The organism is Streptomyces sp. P13-3-3 (genome assembly GCF_050571355.1).
GTDB lineage: Bacteria > Actinomycetota > Actinomycetes > Streptomycetales > Streptomycetaceae > Streptomyces > Streptomyces althioticus.
This window is the reverse complement of the sequence record NZ_CP192228.1, coordinates 1930753-1949915: the sequence shown is the minus strand read 5'-3', so window position 1 is coordinate 1949915 and position 19163 is coordinate 1930753. Positions and strand designations below refer to the sequence as shown.

Genomic DNA, 19163 nt, shown 5'->3' with positions numbered 1-19163 from the left:
CCTCGCCACCGTTCCGGCCCGTCGTTGTCGGTGGCGGGCCGTACGGTGGGGCGCATGGACAGCGACGGGCGGTACGAGCAGCGGGTCGAGTGGGCCGTCGTGGACACTCTCATCGGCCCGCTGCTGCTGGCGGCGACCCGCGAGGGCCTGGTCACCGTGGTCTTCCACGCCACCGACGAGGTGCGCGACAAGGCGTTGGAGCGGCTGGCGTCCCGGCTCGGCTCCGAGCCCGTGGAGGAGCCCGGCTCCCCCCTGCTGGCCGAGGCGATACGCCAGTTCGAGGCCTACTTCGCCGGTGAGCGGCACTCCTTCGAACTGCCGCTGGACTGGTCGCTGATCTCGGGCTTCAACCGCGAGGTGCTGCGCGAGTTGGCCACCACCGTGCCGTTCGGCACGGTGGTGGGGTACGGCGACCTGGCGGGCCGCGTCGGTCAGCCGGGCGCCGCGCAGGCCGTGGGCATGGCCATGGGCGCCAACCCGCTTCCCGTCGTCGTGCCCTGCCACCGGGTCGTGGAGAGCGGCGGCGGCATCGGCGGGTTCGGGGGCGGGCTGGAGACCAAGCGGCGCCTGCTCGCCCTGGAGGGTGTGCTGCCGGAACCGCTGTTCTGACGGCCGCGCCGACTGTGGGACCGCGGCTCAGTCGTAGTGGCGCGCCTCGAAGATGTTGCCGTCGGGGTCGCGGAAGTAGAAGCTGCGCCTGGCCAGGCCGCGTGCGCCGAAGGAGTCGTGGGCGATGTCCGACACCGGGACCGACTGCTCCCGCAGACGGTCGAGGAGGGCGTCGAAGGCGTCCGCGGACAGCGACAGGCAGACGTGGTTCACGGGGTGGCCGGAGCTGTCGGCGGCCCCGGGGAGCATCGTCATGCGGTCGGCCTTGGCGCGCGGCATGAGGTCGAGGATCGTCTCCTCGCTGACGCGCACCGAGGGGAAGGGCGCCTCGCCGGCCGAGAAGTCGGCGAGCCTGACCGGCTCCAGGCCGACGGCCTTCTCGTAGAAGTGCGCGGCGGCGATCGGGTCGCTCACCCAGAGAACGATGTGGTCGAGCCGGGTCGCGTGATCTGTCATGGCCCCAGCCTCCGCGAGCCGTGTGACGCACCGCAAGGGTTTGGCCCGGCGTGCCGCCCGCCAGAGATGGAGGGAGAGGCGGCAGACGGGAGGCAACGCGTGGTGCTCATGGTGTCGGAAGAGGTACGGGACGCGATCGCGACGGGCCGGCCGGTGGTGGCCCTGGAATCCACGATCATCGCCCACGGCCTGCCCCGGCCGCGCAATCTCCAGGTGGCGCGCGAACTGGAGGCCGCGGTGCGGCGGGAGGGCGCGGTTCCGGCGACGATCGCGGTGCTGGACGGCGTGCCGCGGGTCGGCCTGGACAAGGAGCAGCTGGAGCGGGTCGCGAACGAGGACGGCATCCGCAAGCTGGGCCACCGCGACCTGCCGCTCGCGGTGGCCGCGGGGGCGAGCGGTGCGACGACGGTCTCGGCGACCGCGCTGCTCGCGGCGCTCGCGGGCATCCGTGTCTTCGCCACGGGCGGCCTCGGCGGGGTGCACCGCGAATGGACGGTCACCCAGGACGAGTCGGCCGACCTGGGGTTGCTCGCGCGCACCCGGATCACCGTGGTGTGCGCGGGCGTGAAGTCGATCCTCGACGTGCCGGCGACCCTGCAGCGGCTGGAGACGCTGGGCGTGGCGGTCGCCGGGTACGGCACGGACCGCTTCCCCGGCTTCTACCTGTCGGACTCCGGGCATCCGGTGGACTGGCGGCTGGACACCCCGGAGGAGGTGGCCCGGGTGATGCGCGCGCAGGACGCGCTCGGGGGTCCGGAGTCGGCGCTGATCGTCGCCAACCCGGTGCCGGAGGACGAGCAGCTGGATCCCGGGACGCACGCGCGGGTGCTCGAAGAGGCACTGCGGGCATGCGAGGCCGCCGGGGTCACCGGTCAGGGCGTCACCCCGTTCCTGCTGGACCACCTGGTGCGGCACACCGACGGCGCGTCCCTCGAGGCCAATCTGGCGGCGGTGCGCGGCAACGTGGGGCTCGCGGCCCGGGTGGCGGCGGCCTGGGCCGCCGGGGCGTGAGCGGGCCGGGCGGGGCGCTGCTGGTCGTCGGTGACGTGATCACGGATGTGGTCGCGTGCCATGCCGGGCCGCTCGCCCCGGGCACGGACACGGCGGCCGTGATCCGCACGGTGCCGGGCGGGGCCGGCGCGAACGTCGCCTGCTGGGCGGCCCGCCGGGGCGGGTGCGAGGTGCGGCTGCTGGGGCGGGTGGGCGCGGACGCGGCGGTCTGGCACGAACGGGAGCTGGCCGCCTGCGGGGTGCGTCCGCGGCTGGTCGTGGACGCCGACGTGCCGACGGGGACGGTCGTCTGCCTGGTCGACGAGGGTGCGGCGGCCGAGCGGACCTTCCTCACCGACAGCGGCGCGTCGCTGAGGCTCGGGCCCGAGGACTGGTCGGACGCCCTGCTGGACGGGGTGGGCCGGCTGCACCTGTCGGGCTATCTGCTGTTCAGCGGGAGCAGCCGGGCCCTGCTGGCGGTGGCGTCGAAGGCGGCGGGGGCGCGCGGGGTGCCGGTGAGCGTGGACCCGGCGTCGGCCGGGTTCCTGGCCGAACTGGGTCCGGACCGCTTCCTGTCCCTTGTGAAGGGTGTGGACGTGCTGCTGCCGAGCCGCGACGAGGCGTGCCTGCTGACGGGGTGTCCGGACGTGGCGGAAGCGGCGGCGTCGCTGAGCCGGTCCGTGCCGCTGGTGGTGGTCAAGCTCGGCGCGGAGGGCGCGCTGCTGGCGCGGTCCGGGGAGGTGTGCGCACGTGTTCCCGCGCTGCCGGTGACGCCTCGGGACACGACCGGCGCGGGCGACGCCTTCACCGGGGCCTTCCTCGCGGCGCTGCTGACCGGTGCGGACCCCGTGCGGGCGGCGGAGGAAGGGTGCAGGGCGGGGGCGTCGGCGGTGGAGCGGGTGGGGGCACGGCCGCCGGTGCGTGACTGACGGGACGTTTCCTCCACAGACGGAAAGCGAACGGAACGTGCGGGTCCACAGGCGCGCACGTGCCCTCCCGTTCCGCCGGTCGCGGGCGGCGGGGTCAGCCGGAGGCTGACCGGGCGTAGACGCTCTCGGCGAAGGCGGCGATCTGTTCGTCCGTCAGGTGCTGGGCCAGATCGGCCTCGCTGATCATGCCGACGAGACGCTTGTCGTCGATGACGGGCAGCCGGCGGATCTGGTGGGTGCGCATCTCGGTGAGGACGTCGTCGACGTCGGCGTCGGACTCGATCCAGCGCGGTGTGCCCTTGGCCATCTCGCCCGCGGTGACCTTGGCGGGGTCGTGGCCCATGGCGACGCAGCCGACGACGATGTCCCGGTCGGTGAGGATGCCGCAGAGCCGTTCGTTCTCGTCGCTGATGGGGAGCGCGCCGACGTTCAGTTCGCGCATCAACTGTGCCGCTCGGTCGAGGGTTTCGTGTGCGGGGATCCACTGGGCGCCGCGGTGCATGATGTCTCCGGCGGTGGTCATGAGGTACCTCCCGGTGCCGGACGGCCGGCGCGGCGCGGGGGCGCGCCGCGAGTCCCGACGCCCTTCATTGTCGTCGTGCCGCTCCCGGACGGCACCCTCAGCCGACGGCGCCGCGCCCTGGGCCTCGGCACGGCCCCGACTCCGACTCCGCCCAGCCCTGCCCTGCCCAGGCCCCTGCGGCCGTGCTCTCAGCCGCGCCAGGCCGGGTGACGGGGGTCGTCGGCCCGTACGAGCACGTCGGCGGTGCCGGCCGGGTCGGTCTCCTGCTCGTAGCGGTCGAAGGCGGGCAGGGTCCAGTGCTCGGCCTCGGGGGTGCGCCGGCGCAGCGCACCGGGTGAGAGGAGGACGTGGACGGTCAGGTCGAAGGGGAACCAGTGGTGCAGGAGAAACGGGCCGTGCAGCAACAGCACGCCTCCGGGCGGCAGTTCGACGTACGGGCTGCGGGTGGCGCGGTCGGTGACCGGGTCCCGGAGGTCGGGCAGCACACGTCCGCTGCCGCCGGGGCCGAGCGGGTCGAACACCTCGCGCCACAGGGCGCCGGTGTCGTACCAGCCGCTGTAGTAGGACTCCAGGTCCTGGTGGCCGTACTCGAGCCGGACCGAGGCGTGGCGCAGGAAGCCCTCCGTGCCGACGACCAGGCCGGCGCGGCCGCGGACGCGCAGCGCCTCCGCGAGCCGTTCGGCGAGGTCTCCCGGGCGGGCGGCCGGGGCGCCGTCGAGGGCGACACGGAGCCAGGGGGCGCCGTCGGCCGTGTCGAGGTCCAGCAGGCGTTCGGCGAGCAGGTCGACGAGCCGGTCCCAGGTGATCGCTTCGAGTCGCACACGGCCATGATGCGGCACGTGTCGAACGGAACCGGAACCGCTCACGAAGACCGGGTGCCCCGGGCAGACGTGGGCGGTGGACGTTCGCGTATGGGTGTGCGTCGTCCGGCCATGGCCCGGCGCGGTGGGGGCCCGTTCACTGGTGGTGCGGGCGGCCGGGCGAAGGGCCCGGCCGGAAGGACGAGGGTGACGAGGACGACGGGGTGAGGACATGGGTGACGGGGCGTACGCCGTGCTGACGGTGCTGGGTGTGCTGGGGACCGGGCTGGTGGCCGGGGTGTTCTGCGCTTTCTCGACGTTCGTGATGCGGGGGCTGGCGTCGCTGCCGGCGGCGCGGGGTGTGGCCGCGATGCAGGCGATCAACGTGGCGGCGGTGCGGCCGCCGTTCATGGCGGTGTTCCTCGGCACGACGGCGCTGAGCGCGGTGCTCACGGTGGTGACGCTCGTGAGGTGGCCGGACGAGGGCGCGGTCGCTTCGGTGGTGGGCGGCGTGCTGTTCCTGTGCGGGTCGTTCGGCCTGACCGTGGCGGCGAACGTACCCCGCAACGAGCGGCTGGCCCGTCTCGACGCGGGCGGGGAGGCGGCGGCCGCGTACTGGCCGGAGTACGTGCGCGGGTGGACGCGGTGGAACCACGTCCGCGCCGTCGCCTCGGCCGGGGCGGCGTTGGCGTACCTCCTCGCCCTCACCGGCTGAGGCGCCGTACGCACGGTGTCCGGCACGCTGCGGGCCGAGGTGGGCGGACGTATCGTGTGCGCAGGAGTGCCGCCCGACGACGCACGGCCTGTCCCCCGCGCACGCAAGGAAGACGGCCATGGCAGATCCCAAGGGTTTCCTCACCACGCCCCGCCAGGAATGGCCGCGCCGGCCGGTGGAGGAACGGGCCCGCGACTGGGACGAGGTGTACGTCCCCGGGGGACTGCTGCCGATCATCAGCGAGCAGGCCGACCGGTGCATGGACTGCGGTGTGCCGTTCTGTCACGAGGCCTGTCCGCTGGGCAATCTCATCCCGGAGTGGAACGACCTGGTCTCCCGGGAGGACTGGCGGGCGGCTGCGGAGCGGCTGCACGCCACGAACAACTTCCCCGAGTTCACGGGGAGGCTGTGCCCGGCGCCCTGCGAGGCCGGCTGTGTGCTCGCCATCAACCAGCCGGCGGTGACCATCAAGAACGTCGAGTGCGCCGTCGCCGACAAGGCGTGGGAGGAGGGGTTCGCCGTACCGGCCCCGCCCGACCGGCTGTCCGGGCGGACGGTCGCGGTCATCGGTTCGGGCCCCACGGGACTGGCCGCCGCCCAGCAGCTGACGCGGGCCGGGCACACGGTCGCCGTGTACGAGCGGGACGACCGGATCGGCGGACTCATGCGGTACGGGATCCCCGCTTTCAAGATGGAGAAGCACCATCTGGAGCGGCGCGTGGAGCAGATGCGGGCCGAGGGGACGAGGTTCCGCACGTCGACCACGGTCGGGCGGGACGTGGACGCGGCGGAGCTGCGGAGCCGCTACGACGCGGTGGTGATCGCCACGGGGGCGACGGCGTGGCGGGAGCTGCCGGTGCCGGGGCGTGACCTCGCGGGCATCCACCAGGCGATGGAGTACCTGCCGCTGGCCAACCGGGTGTGCGAGGGCGACCTGGAGAGGTCGCCCCTGTCGGCGGAGGGGCGGCACGTGGTCATCGTCGGGGGCGGTGACACGGGCGCGGACTGCCTGGGGACGGCGGTGCGGGAGCGGGCCGCGTCGGTCACCCAGCTGGACATCTACCGGAAGCCGGGCAGCGAGCGCGACGAGGAGAACGAGCCCTGGCCGACGTATCCGAAGCTGTACCGGCTGTCGGCGGCGCACGAGGAGGCGGGCGCGCTGCGGACGGCGCCTGCGGCACGTGCCGACGCGCGGTTGTTCGCCGCGTCGACGCTGCGTTTCGAGGGGGACGAGGAAGGGCGGGTGCGCGGGCTGCGCCTGGTCGAGGTGGACGCGGAGCGCAGGCCGGTGCCGGGGACGGAGCGGACGCTGCCCGCCGACCTGGTGCTGCTCGCGCTCGGCTTCTCCGGGCCGGACCAGGGCGACGGGATCATCGGGCAGCTCGGTCTCGGGCTGGAGCCGCGCGGCACGATCGCGCGCGGGCCGGACTTCGCCACGAACGTGCCGGGCGTCTTCGCGGCGGGCGACGCCGGCCGGGGGCAGTCGCTGATCGTGTGGGCCATCGCGGAGGGGCGGGCGGTGGCGGCGTCCGTCGACCGCTTCCTGACGGGCGGCACGAGCCGTCTGCCCGCGCCGATCGGCCCGTACGACCGGCCCATGACCGTCTGACCCGCCTCCGCGCACTCCGTCGCGCGCACCCCCGGGCCGCCCGCACGCCGCCTGGACCGCACGGCCGTCCGTGGCCGGCCCGTACCGTGGCCGGAATCCGACTCACCCGGCCGGCGCCCGCCCGCCCGGACCCCGCACGCCGACGCCCCCGGGCTCCCCGCCGAAGCCGGGCGCCCGGGGGCGTCGACGTCGGACCGGACCTACGGCTTGCGCGCCACCGCGCCGTAGCCGGGGATGACCCCGTCGTCCTGGCCGGGGACCGGGTCGCCCAGTTCGGGGTGCCACAGGTGCGGCACCTGGACGCCCGGCTCCACGAGGTCGAGGCCGTCGAAGAAGCGGGTGAACTCCTCGCGGCTGCGCAGCGCCAGCGTGACGCCCGCGCCCTTGAGCTTCGCCGAGGCCTCCTCCGACTCCTCGGGGGTGAAGTCGGCCGTGGCGTGGCTGATCACCAGGTGGCTGCCCGAGGGCAGGGCGTCCACCAGGCGCGTCACCAGTTCGTGCGCGCCGTCCTCGTCGGGCACGAAGTGCAGCAGCGCGATGAGCGACAGCGCGATCGGCTCGTCGAAGTCGAGGACCTTGCGCGCGCCCTCCAGGATGGTGTCCGGGTCCCGGACGTCGGCCTGGAGGTAGTCGGTGACGCCCTCGTCCGTGCCGCGCAGCAGGGCCGCCGCGTGGGCCAGCACGATGGGATCGTTGTCGCAGTAGACGACACGGGCGTCCGGCGCGATCCGCTGGGCTATCTGGTGCAGGTTCGGCTCGGTGGGGATGCCGGTGCCGACGTCGAGGAACTGGCGCACGCCCTGTCCGGCCAGCCAGCGCGTGGCGCGCTGCATGAACGCGCGGTTGACGCGCGCCATGACCGGCACCCTCGGCTCCAGGGCGAGCATCTGCCGGCCCATGGCCTCGTCGACCGGGTAGTTGTCCTTGCCTCCGAGGTACCAGTCGTACATCCGCGCCGGATGCGGTCTGGTGGTGTCGATCTCCACGGGGTTCTGCCCGGTCATGACGGACTCCATAACTGTCTGCAAGCGTTAGTGATCAATTCAGTGCCAAGTCGGTGCCAAGGGAAAAGCAAAGGTAGTGCGGCAATCGGAGGTCAGGACAGCAGGAAATCCGCCTCTCCGGCCTTGGCCCCTTCGATGAAGGCCGTCATCTCGGCGGAGGTGTAGATGAGCGCCGGACCGTCCGGGTCGGTGGACTGGCGGACGGCGATCCGGCCGTCGTCCAGCTTCATCGCCTCCAGGCAGTTGCCGCCGTTGCCGCCGCTCCAGGGCTTGTGCCAGCCCTCGCTGCCCAGCTCACGGGCGGGCATGCCGTTGTAGATCCTCCTGGCGTGCGCCCGCGCACCCGGCTGGGTCTTCGGGGGCTTGATGAGTTCCATTCACAGCTCCTTGCGGAGATCCCGGAGGATCTCCTTCGTGCGATGTGCCGTGGCGGCCTGCGCCGCCATGCGGTCCATGACCTCGAGGTGGGTCGCCACCTCGGTGCGCGCGTCCAGGTAGACGGCGCCGGTCAGGTACTCGCTGTAGACCATGTCCGGCAGTTCGGGCATGGCAAATCGGAACAGCACGAACGGCCCGTACGTGCCGGGGTGGGGCCCGCTGTCGAAGGTGGCGATCTGCAGCGTCACGTTGGGCAGCGCCGACGCCTCGAGCAGTTTGTCGATCTGCGCGCGCATCACCTCCGGGCCGCCGACCCGGCGGCGCAGCGCGGTCTCGTCCATGACGACCCACAGCCGGGGCGCGTCCTCGCGGGTGAGCAGGTCCTGCCGCCGCATGCGCAGGTCGACGTGGCGCTCTATGTCCTCGGGGCGGGTCTGTCCTATGGCGCCGGAGCGCAGCACACCGCGCGCGTAGTCCTCGGTCTGGAGCAGTCCGGGGACGAAGTGGGGTTCGTAGCTGCGGATGAGGGAGGCCGCGCCCTCCAGGCTGACGTACATGGAGAACCAGCCGGGCAGGATGTCGTGGAAGCGCTGCCACCAGCCGGGCTGGTTGGCGTCCTCCGCGAGCTGGACGAAGGCCTCGGCCTCCTCGTCGGAGACGCCGTAGGCCTTCAGCAGCAGCTGGAGGTAGGGGATCTTGAGCGCCACCTCGGCCATCTCCATGCGGCGCACGGTGGCGGGGGCGACACGCAGGACGCGGGCGGCCTCCTCCCGCTTGAGACCCGCGCGTTCGCGCAGATCCAGCAGGCGGCGCCCGAGGACGACCTGCCCGACCGTCGGCGCGGACCGGGGTTCGCTCACGCTCCACCTCCCTCGAACAAATCCTGACAGCCCGGCGGCGCCGTCCGGTGATCTGGCACGGAGAACAACTGATCCGAACAGATATTCGAATCGGTGTCCGGCGATCCCAACTGGCGCCGCGCGAGGTGCTGTTGCGAGCAGTGTGCCACGCCCGTCCAGACCGTCACACAGCACTCTGCATTTTTCAGAGTGACACTTGCCAAGTGTTCACGGCGGGGCGATAGTGGCAAGCGTGATTCCGTCCGCGCCCTTAGGAACAGACGCCGCCGCGGCTCCCGTGGGCCTCGGCGCCGGCCCGGCCACCGCCCCCTCCGGGGCCTCCGCCGAGCGCCGGTTCCGCTTCGAACTGGCCGCTCACCCTGGCTCCCCCGCGCAGGCGAGACGGCTGACACGGGCCCGGCTGACCGGCTGGTCGGTCTGCGAGGACACCTGCGACACGGCCGCCCTGGTCGTCTCCGAACTGGTCACCAACGCCATCGTGCACACCGCGAGCAGCCATGTCGTCTGCGAGCTGCACGACGGTGACGACCTGCTGCGCATCGCCGTGCGGGACGAGGGCTGCGCGCCGGACCGGCCGCGGGCGAACACCCGGCAGCAGCCGGAGGAGGAGCACGGGAGAGGGCTGCTCCTCGTCGACGCCCTCTGCCACGCGTGGGGCGCCCGCGAACACGGTCCCGGCCTGCTGGTCTGGGCGGACCTCCCCCGCACCACCGGCTCCCCCGGCGACCCCGCCGAACCGCTCAACGACCTCGGCTGGGGCGCCCGCCCCAAGCCCGGTCCGGCCGGCGGCTCGGGGGACGGCGAGGACGAGACCGGCGACGGCGACGCCGCCCACCCCGCCGAGCAGCGCCTGGGCACACCCGCCGACCGGGACGGAGGCCGGGCGTGACGGGCCCCGGTGGCTCACGCGTGCTGAGCCTGGACTCGCTGGTCCGGTTCCAGCGCGGGCGGCTGACGCCGGACGCGCCCCGACGGCTCCCCGTGCCCGACGGCATGACCGCCCCGATGGGCTGCGACGCGGTGGCCGTGCCGGCCCGCTTCGGCCCGCTGGTCCTGCCCCGGCTGCCCCGCGTGGGGTGCGTGTACGCCGACGACGCGCACTGGTGGTGGCTGGTCCCGTCCGACTCGGACTACGCGCTGGAGTGGCCCGCCCCCGCGCACTACGCCGCCGGCGCGGTCCTCCCCGACACCCCCGCCGACACGGACGCGGCCGGCCTTCCGGGGCTGATCCACCGTCCCGACGGCACGCTCCCCTACACGCCGCCCATACCGCTCTACCTGGCCCTGTGCCGGCTCACCGGGACGACCCCCGTCTGGTCACGCCCCGTCACCGCCTGACGCCCCCGGGCGGCGCCGCCCGGCCGGGGTCACGCCACCGCCTCACCGCCGGCGCCCTCGCCGCGGACGATCACCAGGAACATGTCGGTGGCGAGGTCCATGACGACCTCGGCGGGCAGTCCCTCCAGGCGCCGCGCGTGCGCGAACTCCTCCGCGGGCCAGGAGCCGCGCGGTCCACCTGCGGGAAAGCGTTCGAGCACGGTTCGCCCGTTCACCCTGCCACCTCCATGTAGCGCTGTACTCGTAGAGTTAAACGCCAACCATGGGGCGAACGCCTCGTCCGGTGACGGTACTGAGACGTAGTTGACACCTGTTCACTGCCAAGTGTGAGCGCGCTCTCAGCTTTCCGGAGTAATCCGTCACCGTCCGTGTCAGTCGTCGTACTCGTCGTGGTAGCGGAGCGGCTCCCGCGCCACGGGCGCCCCTACGGCGTGCGCGCGCCCCTGGGGTTCCTCCCACGGCTCCTGTCTGCCCAGCGCGGTGAGGTCCAGCAGGCTGGTGGTGGAGCCCAGGCCCTCCATGCCGCGGCCGAACGCCGAGTAGGTGTGGAAGACGCGGTCGCCGTCGCGCAGGAAACAGCTCACGCCGGGGCGCTGCGCCGTCCCGCCGTCCTCCTCCCGGAGCATCCCGAGGTCCGCGTCGAAGTCGCCGGGGTGCGAGGAGTACCAGGGCACCGTCCAGCCCATCCGGGCCTTGAACGGCAGGATGCGGGTGAACGGCGCGCGGGAGACGGCGGCGAAGGTGGTGCGCCGCGCGTGCAGGTGGGCCAGGTGCCCGATCTGGTCGAGGAAGGCGGAGCAGCAGCGGCACCCGGTCTCCCACTCCGGGTCGAACACGAAGTGGTGCACGACGAGCTGCTGCCGCCCCTGGAAGAGGTCGAGCAGGGTGGCCTTGCCGTCGCCGCCCTCGAAGACGTACTCACGGTCGACGGGGACCATGGGCAGCCGGCGCCGTTCGGCACGGAGGGCGTCGAGCGCGCGGGTGACGGCCTTCTCCTTCTCGAGCAGTTCCTCGCGCGCCGCGCGCCACTCGGCGCGCGCGACGATCTCCGGAAGCGACATGGTTCCTCCTGTGCGACGGTCCCGTTGCGAGGGGTGACCGGGGTACCGCGCGGAACTCATCGGCCGCGTGCGAAGTTTCTTCCGCCGCTCCGACACGGGCCGCCGCTCAGGTGTCGTACTCCTGGATGCGCCGGCCGTGGTCGCGGTCCACGAGGGCGGGCAGGCGCTCGTCCAGTTCGCGCACGACCTCGGGGACGTCGATGGTGAGCAGGCGCCGGTCGCGCATGAGGACCCGGCCGTCCACGACGGTCGTGCGGACGTCGGCGGCGCGGGCGCTGTGCACGAGGGTCGCGGCGAGGTCGTGCACGGGCTGGGTGTGCGGTCCCGTGAGGTCGACCAGGACGAGGTCGGCGCGGTGACCGGGCGCGATGCGGCCGACGCCGCCCTCCAGGCCGACCGCGCGGGCGCTCTGCAGGGTGGCGTGGTGCAGGGCCTGACGCGAGGTCAGCCGGCGCGGGTCGCCCTCGGTGGACTTCTGGGTCAGCGACGTGAGCGCCATGGACTCCCACACGTCGAGGGAGTTGTTGGACGCGGCGCCGTCCGTGGCGAGCCCGACCGGCACGCCGATGTCCCCCAGCGCCCGCACGGGCGTGGTGGTGGGCCAGGCGAACTTCAGGTAGCCGCGGGGCGCGGTCGCCACCGCCGTACGTCCCCGCGCCTGCGCGAGGAGCGGCAGGTCGCTCTCGACGATGCCGGTGCCGTGGGCGATGAGCACGTCGGTGTCCAGCACGCCGGTGCGGTGCAGCACCTCGACGGGGGTGACGCCGTGCCGGGCCAGGGACGCCTCGGTCTGGTCGCGGTTCTCGGCGGCGTGCAGATGGACGGGCAGGCCGTGTTCGTGGGCCAGCTCGGCGGTGGCGGCCAGGTCGGCGTCGTTCACCGTGTAGGGGGCGTGCGGGGCGAGCGCGGTGGTGATGCGCCCGCCGGCCGTGCCCCGGTGGCGCAGCGCGAACTCCAGGGACTTCTCCCGTCCCTGAGGGCCCTGGGAGGAGAAGTACGCCTCCCCCAGCAGGGCGCGCATGCCGCACGCGGCGACCACCTCGGCGACCGCGTCCATGGCGAAGTAGTGGTCGGCGAAGCAGGTGACGCCGGCCCGGATCATCTCCGCGCAGGCGAGCAGCGCGCCGAGGGTGACGTCCCGCTCGGTGAGGTTGGACTCCACCGGCCAGACGACGTCGTTGAACCAGGCCTCGGTCGACAGGTCCTCGGCGAGTCCGCGCAGGGCGACCATCGGGGCGTGGGTGTGACAGTTGATCAGGCCGGGCATCGCGACCTGCCCGCGGGCGTCGATCCACTCGTCGGCCGCGCGTCCGGCGACGGCCTCGGCGTCGGTCACCTCCTCGATCACCCCGTCACGGACGACGACGGCGGCGTCCTCCAGGAAGACGGCCTCCTCTTGATCGTCGTGCGTGAGGACGGTGCATCCGGTGATGATGAGGCCGGCGGGACTCTCCACGGCAGAAGGCGTCATCACGTCAACGTACGACGGGACTCCGACGCCGGGGGAGCCGAACCGCGACATCCCGTCGCGGCTCTGTCGCACGGCGGGCCGGGCGCGCACCCTGGCCTCACCACGAGCCCGCCCACGGCTGAAAGGGGCCCGCCTTGCTCCTCGGCACCTGGAACCTGGAGAACCTGTACCGGCCCGGCGGCCCCTACGGGCCCGACGACGAGGCCGCCTACGCGTCGAAGCTGGCCGCGCTCGCCGCGGTGATCACGGAACTGGATCCGGGGCTGCTCGGCGTGCAGGAGGTGGGCGACCCCGGCGCGCTGGAGGATCTGGCGGGGATGCTCGGCGACGACTGGCACGTCGCGCTGTCCTCGCACGCCGACAGCCGGGGGACACGGGTGGGGTTCCTCAGCCGTACGGAGCTGACGGTGGTCGCCGACACGTCGGCGTTCCCGCCGCGGATGCTGCCGGTGCAGGCGGACGACACCGGGCTGACCGTCTCTCAGGCCGGGCGCGGCTTCCTCGCGGTGGAGGTCGCGGGCGGGCGGGGGCCGATGCGGGTGGCGGTGTGTCATCTGAAGTCGAAGCTGCTGTCGTACCCGGGCGGCCGCTTCCAGCCGCGCGACGAGGGCGAACGGGCCCGGTACGGCGCCTACGCGCTGTACCGGCGGGCGGCCGAGGCGGCGGCGCTGCGCGCGCTGGCGGACCGGCTGCTGGAGGGTGACGGGCGGGAACGGGACGTGGCGGTGCTCGGTGACCTCAACGACGAGGTGCAGGCGGCGACCACGCAGCTGCTGCTGGGGCCGCCAGGATCGGAGATCGGCACGCCGGGGTACGAGCGGCCGGACCGGGGGGACGCGGTCCGGCTGTGGGACGTGGCTCCGCTGATCCCGGCGTCGGAACGCTATTCGCGGGTGAACTCGGGGCGCCGGGAGCTGATCGACCATGTGCTGCTCAGCCATCGGCTGGTGCGGAGGGTGTCGGCGGCGGGGACGGGGCTGCCGTCGGACGGGCCGCCCCGTCTGCCGTCCGTGGGGGCGGATCCTGGGGAGCGGCGGGGGGTGGCGGGGTCGGATCATGCGCCGGTGTGGGTGCGGGTGGGGTGAACGCGGGGCGTTCTTCTTTTGGTGGGGTGGGCGGGGCGGGGGGTGGCCCTGCGCGGGCCGGGGGCGTGTGTCCTGCGGGCAGCGGGGCGGGGCGGCGGGTGCTGGTTCGTGGGGGCTGGGCGCGCAGTTCCCCGCGCCCCTAAGGGGCGCGTTCCGGCGACGGCCGGGGATTCAGTGCCCGCTCGTGGGGGCTGGGCGCGCCGTTCCCCGCGCCCCTATGGGGCGCGTTCCGGCAGCGGACGGGGATTCAGTGCCCGCTCGTGAGGGTTGAGCGCGCCGTTCCCCGCGCCCCTATGGGGCGCTCGGTTGCCGTCGGGACGGGGAGGTGCAGGTCTGTGGCGAGGTGGGTGAGGCGGCGGAGGTGGGTGGGGTCGAGGGTGCCGGTGTCGTCCAGGTGGACTGCGCAGGCGGTGGTGGTGTCGACGAGCCGTTCGAGGGTCGTGGCGATCTCGTCCGCGCCGTCCGCGTGCCGGGCCAGCGGCGGGAGTTCGGCGGAGGCCAGGGCGATGGCGGCGCGGGCCTCGGCGAGGGTGCGGTAGGCCTCGCGGCGCAGCGCCCAGCGGGCCTCGCGGTCCGCGGACTCCGACAGCACGTGGGCGAGGTACTCGCGTGCCGCGCCGCTCGCCTCGGCGAGCCGGGCGCGAATGGCGTCGCCACGCCGGCCGAGAGTGGGCAGGTGCCCGACGACCAGCACGATGGCGCAGGCCAGCAGGGTCTCGCCGATCCGGGCGAGGGACGCCTGGGGCTCGCCGCCGGCCATCACCAGGGCCAGGACGAGCACCGTGACGACGGCGGTCTGCGCGGCGAAGTGCCGGGTGGCGAGCGGGATCAGCGCCCCGCAGGCGGTGACGAGGACGACGAGCCCTTCCGGCCGGGGCAGCACCGCGGCGAACCCGGCGAACAGCAGCGCGCCCAGCACGGTTCCGGCGGCGCGGGACAGCACACGGGAGGCCAGCGGACCGAGGTCGGGCTTGACGAGGAAGACGGCGGTGGCGGGCAGCCAGTACCAGTGCTCGTGCTGGCCGTACCAGCGTGCGTGGTGGAGGGCCTGGGCGACGGCCGCGCTCACGCCGAAGCAGAGGGCGACGCGCATCCCGTACTCACGGCCGCGGGCGCCGAGGACGGTCCGCAGGACGGCGGTCCGGGTGCGCCTGCGTCCGTGCAGCCGCCGGCTGTCGGCCCGGTCGAACGCCTCGGCCGCGTACAGCAGGGCGTCGTCCAGGGCGCGCAGACCGGGCGCGGAGCGGGTGGGGGCGGGCAGCGGGCCGGTGGGGGCGCCGTTGCGCACGGCGGCGGCGAGGCGGCGGGGCGCCTCGGACGTACCGTCCGGCACCGGATCGCCTGCCCAGGCCAGCGCGGTCGCGGCCTCGGCGAGCGGGAGGGCGGCGGCGTACTGGGCGTGCAACCGGCGTTCGGCCGCGGAGGAGGGGCGGCGGCGCAGCCGGGGTCCGGCGAGCGCGTCCTGCGCCTGGTCGAGGGCGGCGGTGAGCGCGGCCCGCCGCGCGGTGGCGCCGTCCGACCCGGCGGCGTCGAGCAGCCCGGCGATGGCCTGGTACACCCCGGCGACGGCGGCGCGCTCCCCGTCGAAGCGCAGCTCGAAGCGGCGGTCCCCGGCGAGGGTGTGGGAGGTGGGCAGCGCGAGCCGCAGCAGGAGCAGCCAGGCGGCGCCCGCGACGAAGGCGACCGCCCGCAGCCACCCCGGCTCGGGCAGCGGCATGCCCGCCCCGACGGCGGCGCCCACCAGCAACTGCGTCCCGGCGGAGGAGCCGACCGGGCCCAGTGCGCTGATCCCTCCGGCGGCCAGACCCAGCGCGGCCAGCAGCAGGGTGAGCGGCACGGCCGGTGCGTGGTCCCCGGCGAGGGTGCCCGTCAGCAGCCCGGCCGCGCCCGCGAGGGCGGGCGTCCCGATCCGGGCCACAGCGGCGCGCCGGCTGCCGGGCCGGTCGTTGATCCCCGCGAACATGGCGCCGATCGCGGCGACCACCCCGAGAGTGGGCCGTCCGGCGAGGACGGCGGCGAGCAGCAGCGGCCCGCCGCCCAGCGCCCCGCGCAGCACCGCACTCCGGGAGACCGGCCCCCGCTGGGACCGGAGGGCATGGGCGAGCCACGGGGGTACGGCGGGGGCGGTGCGGGTCACAGGGCTCCTGTCGTCCGGTCGCTGCGGCTGCTCCTTCGGGCAACGCTGACCGGGCGGAACTCATGCCCCCCACGGTAGGCGGCCTTCACCGACGGGAGGGAACGGGCGTGTTTCGCCGGTGTGACAGCCGGACGGACGTGCCCGGCTGTCGCGCCGCGGACCGCGCGGTGACCTCGCTCTCGACCCGCTGAAAAGCCCCGCAGTATTAGCCGCTTCCTTCCCCTTCGCCCATCGAATTGGGCCGTTGGTGGGAAAGACCTCTCTCCGCGCGCCCGGGATGGGCGGTGGACCTACGCTGCCGACATGGGGAGGCACAGTCCGCGCCATTTCCGTTCGAGGAGAGCTGATGGCTGATCGCGTTACAGCTCCGCGCCGACGCGGCTATCGCGAAGGCATAGGCGGCGAGATGCTCGCCGAATTCCTGGGGACGTTCGTCCTCATTCTGCTGGGTATCGGATCCGTCGCCGTCGCACTCGTGGGTCTGCCCGGTTCCGGGCGCCAGTTCGTGGACTTCGGCCCGGCGAACTGGCTCATCATCTGCTGGGGCTGGGGCTTCGGCGTCATCTTCGGCGTCTACGTCGCGGGCGGCATCAGCGGCGCCCACCTCAACCCGGCGGTGACCCTGGCCTTCACCGTGCGCAGGGATTTCCCCCTGAAGAAGTTGCCGGCCTACTGGCTGGCGCAGCTTCTCGGTGCCTTCGTCGCCGCCGCGCTCGTCTACGCCTGCTACCACTGGGCGATCGATGCCGCCGACGCGAAGGCGGGTCTGGCCCGTGACGAATCACTGGGCACCTATTCCATCTTCGCGACCTTCCCCGCGGAATACTTCGGGGATTCATGGTGGGGACCGCTGCTCGACCAGATCGTGGGCACCGGAATTCTGCTGCTCCTGATCTGCGCGCTCATCGACATGAAGAATGTCGCCCCCCTCGCGAATCTCCACCCGTTCCTCATCGGCCTGGTGGTCGTGGCCATCGGTATGACGTTCGGCACGAACGCCGGATACGCCATCAACCCCGCGCGCGATTTCGGCCCCCGGCTGTTCACCTACTTCGAGGGCTGGGGAGACATCGCGTTGCCTGGCACGTTCGGGTGGTTCAGCGGCTACTGGTGGATCCCGATCGTCGGCCCGCTGATCGGCGCCGTCGTCGGCGTGCTGGTGTACGACCTGATCATCAAGCCGGTGGTCACCGCCAGGACGCGGGCGATGGAGGCCCAGGAGGAAGGCCCGGCCACCGAAGAGGTGTGAGGCCCCCGGGACCGTCGTCGTCAGTCAGGAAAGGTTTGAGCGATGCCCGAATTCGTCGGCGCGGTGGACCAGGGGACCACCAGCACCCGCTTCATGATCTTCGATCATGCCGGTAACGAGGTGGCGAAGCACCAGCTGGAGCACCAGCAGATCCTGCCCCGTTCCGGCTGGGTCGAGCACGACCCGGTGGAGATCTGGGAGCGCACCAACACGGTGATCCAGAACGCCCTCCGTGACGGCGGCCTGTCGGCCTCCGACCTGCGGGCCATCGGCATCACCAATCAGCGTGAGACGACCGTCGTGTGGGATCCGCGCACCGGCCGTCCGTACTACAACGCGATCGTCTGGCAGGACACGCGCACCGACAGCATCGCCGCCGCCCTCGAACGCGAGGGCCACGGCGACACGATCCGCCACAAGGCGGGCCTGCCGCCGGCCACCTACTTCTCCGGCGGCAAGATCAAGTGGCTGCTGGACAACGTGGACGGGCTGCGCGAGGCGGCCGAGGCGGGCAACGCCCTGTTCGGCAACACGGACGCCTGGGTGCTGTGGAACCTCACCGGAGGCCCGAACGGCGGCATCCACGCCACGGACGTGACCAACGCCAGCCGGACCATGCTGATGAACCTGGAGACCCTCGACTGGGACGACGAGCTGCTCGGCATCTTCGGCATCCCGCGCTCGATGCTCCCGGCCATCCATCCCTCCTCGGACCCGGAGGCGTTCGGCCAGGCCCGTACGTCCCGGCCGCTGGGCGCCGCCGTGCCGATCACCGGCGTCCTCGGCGACCAGCACGCGGCCACCGTCGGGCAGGTCTGCTTCTCCCCGGGCGAGGCCAAGAACACGTACGGCACCGGCAACTTCCTGGTGCTGAACACCGGCACCGAGCTGGTCCGCTCGCAGAACGGCCTGCTGACGACGGTGGCCTACCAGTTCGCCGGGAAGCCGGCGGTGTACGCGCTGGAGGGCTCCATCGCCGTGACCGGCGCGGCCGTGCAGTGGCTGCGCGACCAGCTGAAGATCATCGGAAGCGCCCCGGACAGCGAGCAGCTGGCGCGGTCGGTGGAGGACAACGGCGGCATGTACTTCGTGCCGGCCTTCTCCGGCCTGTTCGCCCCCTACTGGCGTTCCGACGCCCGCGGGGCCATCGTCGGCCTGTCCCGGTACAACACCGGCGGCCACATCGCGCGGGCCACGCTGGAGGCGATCTGCTACCAGAGCCGCGACGTGGTCGAGGCGATGGAGCAGGACTCCGGGGTGCACCTGGACGTGCTGAAGGTGGACGGCGGCGTCACCGCCAACGACCTGTGCATGCAGATCCAGGCGGACGTGCTCGGGGTGCCGGTCAGCCGGCCCGTCGTCGCGGAGACCACCGCGCTGGGCGCCGCGTACGCCGCGGGCCTCGCGACGGGCTTCTGGAGCGACGAGAACGAGCTCCGCTCGCACTGGCAGGAGTCCAAGCGCTGGGAGCCGTCGTGGGAGGAGGACCGGCGCCGCCAGGGCTACGAGGACTGGAAGCGGGCCGTCGAGCGCACCCTGGACTGGGTGAAGGTCGACTGATCCCGGGGCGGCCGGCTTTCCGGCGGTCGCCCCGCGCGACGGTTCAGCGGTCGGCGATGTCCTCGCGCAGGCCGTCGGAGAACTCCCACCAGGACAGCGGGAGCCAGTCACCGTTGACGAACGCGTCCACGGTCGCGCCGCGGCCGCGGACCGTCACGGTCGTGCCCGGGGGGTATGTGGTGCCGGACAGCCCGGGCACGGCCACCAGCAGTGTTCCCAGCCTTTGAGCTGCCATGTTCCGCCCTTCCCCTCTCGTCGGGTGTCGCGTCGGGTGGCGTCCTGAGCGCCGGGTGCGACGACCCCGGGAACGGGGCGGACGTCGCACGACATTCGTCGGATGCTACCGGCTTGCTCCGGCCACAAGACCGGAGAATCATGAGATATCGGTC

At 73.3% G+C, this 19163-nt stretch carries 21 protein-coding genes; 10 read left to right on the top strand and 11 right to left on the bottom strand.

Going from position 1 to position 19163, the window contains the following annotated elements; genetic code table 11:
* Window positions 1-54 precede the first annotated feature (54 nt).
* The gene (locus tag ACQZOG_RS08810) at window positions 55-609 is read left to right on the top strand and encodes a methylated-DNA--[protein]-cysteine S-methyltransferase (protein ID WP_033273107.1); all 555 of its coding nucleotides are present in this window, start codon (window positions 55-57) and stop codon (window positions 607-609) included.
* Window positions 610-636: 27 nt separating this feature from the next.
* Here ACQZOG_RS08810 and ACQZOG_RS08805 read toward each other — a convergent pair whose 3' ends face one another.
* Complete coding sequence (locus tag ACQZOG_RS08805) at window positions 637-1065, bottom strand: VOC family protein (protein ID WP_058915909.1); 429 nt, start codon at window positions 1063-1065, stop codon at window positions 637-639.
* 99 nt (window positions 1066-1164) lie between these two features.
* Here ACQZOG_RS08805 and ACQZOG_RS08800 point away from each other — a divergent pair, with 99 nt between their 5' ends.
* The gene (locus ACQZOG_RS08800) at window positions 1165-2076 is read left to right on the top strand and encodes a pseudouridine-5'-phosphate glycosidase (RefSeq protein WP_359568680.1); all 912 of its coding nucleotides are present in this window, start codon (window positions 1165-1167) and stop codon (window positions 2074-2076) included.
* Window positions 2073-2984: a carbohydrate kinase family protein gene (locus tag ACQZOG_RS08795; RefSeq protein ID WP_261674872.1), complete on the top strand. Its 912-nt coding sequence runs from the start codon at window positions 2073-2075 to the stop codon at window positions 2982-2984. Before ACQZOG_RS08800 ends, ACQZOG_RS08795 begins: the two co-directional genes overlap by 4 nt.
* A gap of 94 nt (window positions 2985-3078) precedes the next feature.
* Here ACQZOG_RS08795 and ACQZOG_RS08790 read toward each other — a convergent pair whose 3' ends face one another.
* Window positions 3079-3507, bottom strand: a complete 429-nt coding sequence (locus ACQZOG_RS08790) for a CBS domain-containing protein (RefSeq protein WP_058915911.1) — start codon at window positions 3505-3507, stop codon at window positions 3079-3081.
* Window positions 3508-3695: 188 nt separating this feature from the next.
* Window positions 3696-4328, bottom strand: a complete 633-nt coding sequence (locus ACQZOG_RS08785) for a uridine kinase (protein WP_037639011.1) — start codon at window positions 4326-4328, stop codon at window positions 3696-3698.
* Between the two features lie 211 nt (window positions 4329-4539).
* Between ACQZOG_RS08785 and ACQZOG_RS08780 the strand changes: the two genes are divergently transcribed.
* Complete coding sequence (locus ACQZOG_RS08780; protein ID WP_230227560.1) at window positions 4540-5022, top strand: DUF1772 domain-containing protein; 483 nt, start codon at window positions 4540-4542, stop codon at window positions 5020-5022.
* 118 nt (window positions 5023-5140) lie between these two features.
* On the top strand, window positions 5141-6631 hold the full coding sequence (locus ACQZOG_RS08775; protein ID WP_037639015.1) for a glutamate synthase subunit beta: 1491 nt from the start codon (window positions 5141-5143) through the stop codon (window positions 6629-6631).
* A 200-nt stretch (window positions 6632-6831) separates the two neighbouring features.
* Here the strand turns inward: ACQZOG_RS08775 and ACQZOG_RS08770 are convergent, their stop codons facing one another.
* The 3 genes from ACQZOG_RS08770 to ACQZOG_RS08760 form a co-directional block, all read right to left on the bottom strand.
* A complete protein-coding gene (locus tag ACQZOG_RS08770; RefSeq protein ID WP_203551022.1) occupies window positions 6832-7635 on the bottom strand; it encodes an SAM-dependent methyltransferase in 804 nt (267 codons plus the stop codon).
* A gap of 92 nt (window positions 7636-7727) precedes the next feature.
* Window positions 7728-8012, bottom strand: a complete 285-nt coding sequence (locus tag ACQZOG_RS08765; protein ID WP_033273098.1) for a DUF397 domain-containing protein — start codon at window positions 8010-8012, stop codon at window positions 7728-7730.
* Complete coding sequence (locus ACQZOG_RS08760; RefSeq protein ID WP_033273097.1) at window positions 8013-8873, bottom strand: helix-turn-helix domain-containing protein; 861 nt, start codon at window positions 8871-8873, stop codon at window positions 8013-8015.
* A 223-nt stretch (window positions 8874-9096) separates the two neighbouring features.
* Between ACQZOG_RS08760 and ACQZOG_RS08755 the strand changes: the two genes are divergently transcribed.
* Window positions 9097-9762: an ATP-binding protein gene (locus ACQZOG_RS08755; protein ID WP_365163942.1), complete on the top strand. Its 666-nt coding sequence runs from the start codon at window positions 9097-9099 to the stop codon at window positions 9760-9762.
* A complete protein-coding gene (locus tag ACQZOG_RS08750; protein WP_033273095.1) occupies window positions 9759-10211 on the top strand; it encodes a hypothetical protein in 453 nt (150 codons plus the stop codon). The genes ACQZOG_RS08755 and ACQZOG_RS08750 overlap by 4 nt, the downstream gene beginning before the upstream one ends.
* Window positions 10212-10240: 29 nt before the next feature.
* On the opposite strand, the gene ACQZOG_RS08745 is transcribed toward ACQZOG_RS08750, so the two are convergent.
* The 3 genes from ACQZOG_RS08745 to ACQZOG_RS08735 form a co-directional block, all read right to left on the bottom strand.
* Window positions 10241-10426: a hypothetical protein gene (locus tag ACQZOG_RS08745; RefSeq protein ID WP_019525306.1), complete on the bottom strand. Its 186-nt coding sequence runs from the start codon at window positions 10424-10426 to the stop codon at window positions 10241-10243.
* 156 nt (window positions 10427-10582) lie between these two features.
* On the bottom strand, window positions 10583-11272 hold the full coding sequence (locus ACQZOG_RS08740) for a DUF899 domain-containing protein (RefSeq protein ID WP_230227564.1): 690 nt from the start codon (window positions 11270-11272) through the stop codon (window positions 10583-10585).
* Between the two features lie 106 nt (window positions 11273-11378).
* Window positions 11379-12743, bottom strand: coding sequence for an amidohydrolase (locus tag ACQZOG_RS08735; protein ID WP_430741418.1), 1365 nt, complete (start codon window positions 12741-12743; stop codon window positions 11379-11381).
* Window positions 12744-12877: 134 nt separating this feature from the next.
* On the opposite strand from ACQZOG_RS08735, the gene ACQZOG_RS08730 reads away from it, so the two are divergent.
* Window positions 12878-13828 carry an endonuclease/exonuclease/phosphatase family protein gene (locus tag ACQZOG_RS08730; protein ID WP_058915914.1) on the top strand — a complete coding sequence of 317 codons (951 nt, stop codon included), beginning with the start codon at window positions 12878-12880 and terminating at the stop codon, window positions 13826-13828.
* 247 nt (window positions 13829-14075) lie between these two features.
* On the opposite strand, the gene ACQZOG_RS08725 is transcribed toward ACQZOG_RS08730, so the two are convergent.
* On the bottom strand, window positions 14076-15965 hold the full coding sequence (locus ACQZOG_RS08725) for an FUSC family protein (protein ID WP_351032422.1): 1890 nt from the start codon (window positions 15963-15965) through the stop codon (window positions 14076-14078).
* Window positions 15966-16311: 346 nt separating this feature from the next.
* Between ACQZOG_RS08725 and ACQZOG_RS08720 the strand changes: the two genes are divergently transcribed.
* Window positions 16312-17214 carry an MIP/aquaporin family protein gene (locus ACQZOG_RS08720; RefSeq protein ID WP_033273091.1) on the top strand — a complete coding sequence of 301 codons (903 nt, stop codon included), beginning with the start codon at window positions 16312-16314 and terminating at the stop codon, window positions 17212-17214.
* 42 nt (window positions 17215-17256) lie between these two features.
* Window positions 17257-18774 (top strand): glycerol kinase GlpK, encoded by a 1518-nt coding sequence (glpK, locus tag ACQZOG_RS08715; RefSeq protein WP_033273090.1) that lies wholly within the window; start codon window positions 17257-17259, stop codon window positions 18772-18774.
* Between the two features lie 43 nt (window positions 18775-18817).
* On the opposite strand, the gene ACQZOG_RS08710 is transcribed toward glpK, so the two are convergent.
* On the bottom strand, window positions 18818-19009 hold the full coding sequence (locus ACQZOG_RS08710; protein ID WP_031018510.1) for a hypothetical protein: 192 nt from the start codon (window positions 19007-19009) through the stop codon (window positions 18818-18820).
* Window positions 19010-19163: the final 154 nt, after the last annotated feature.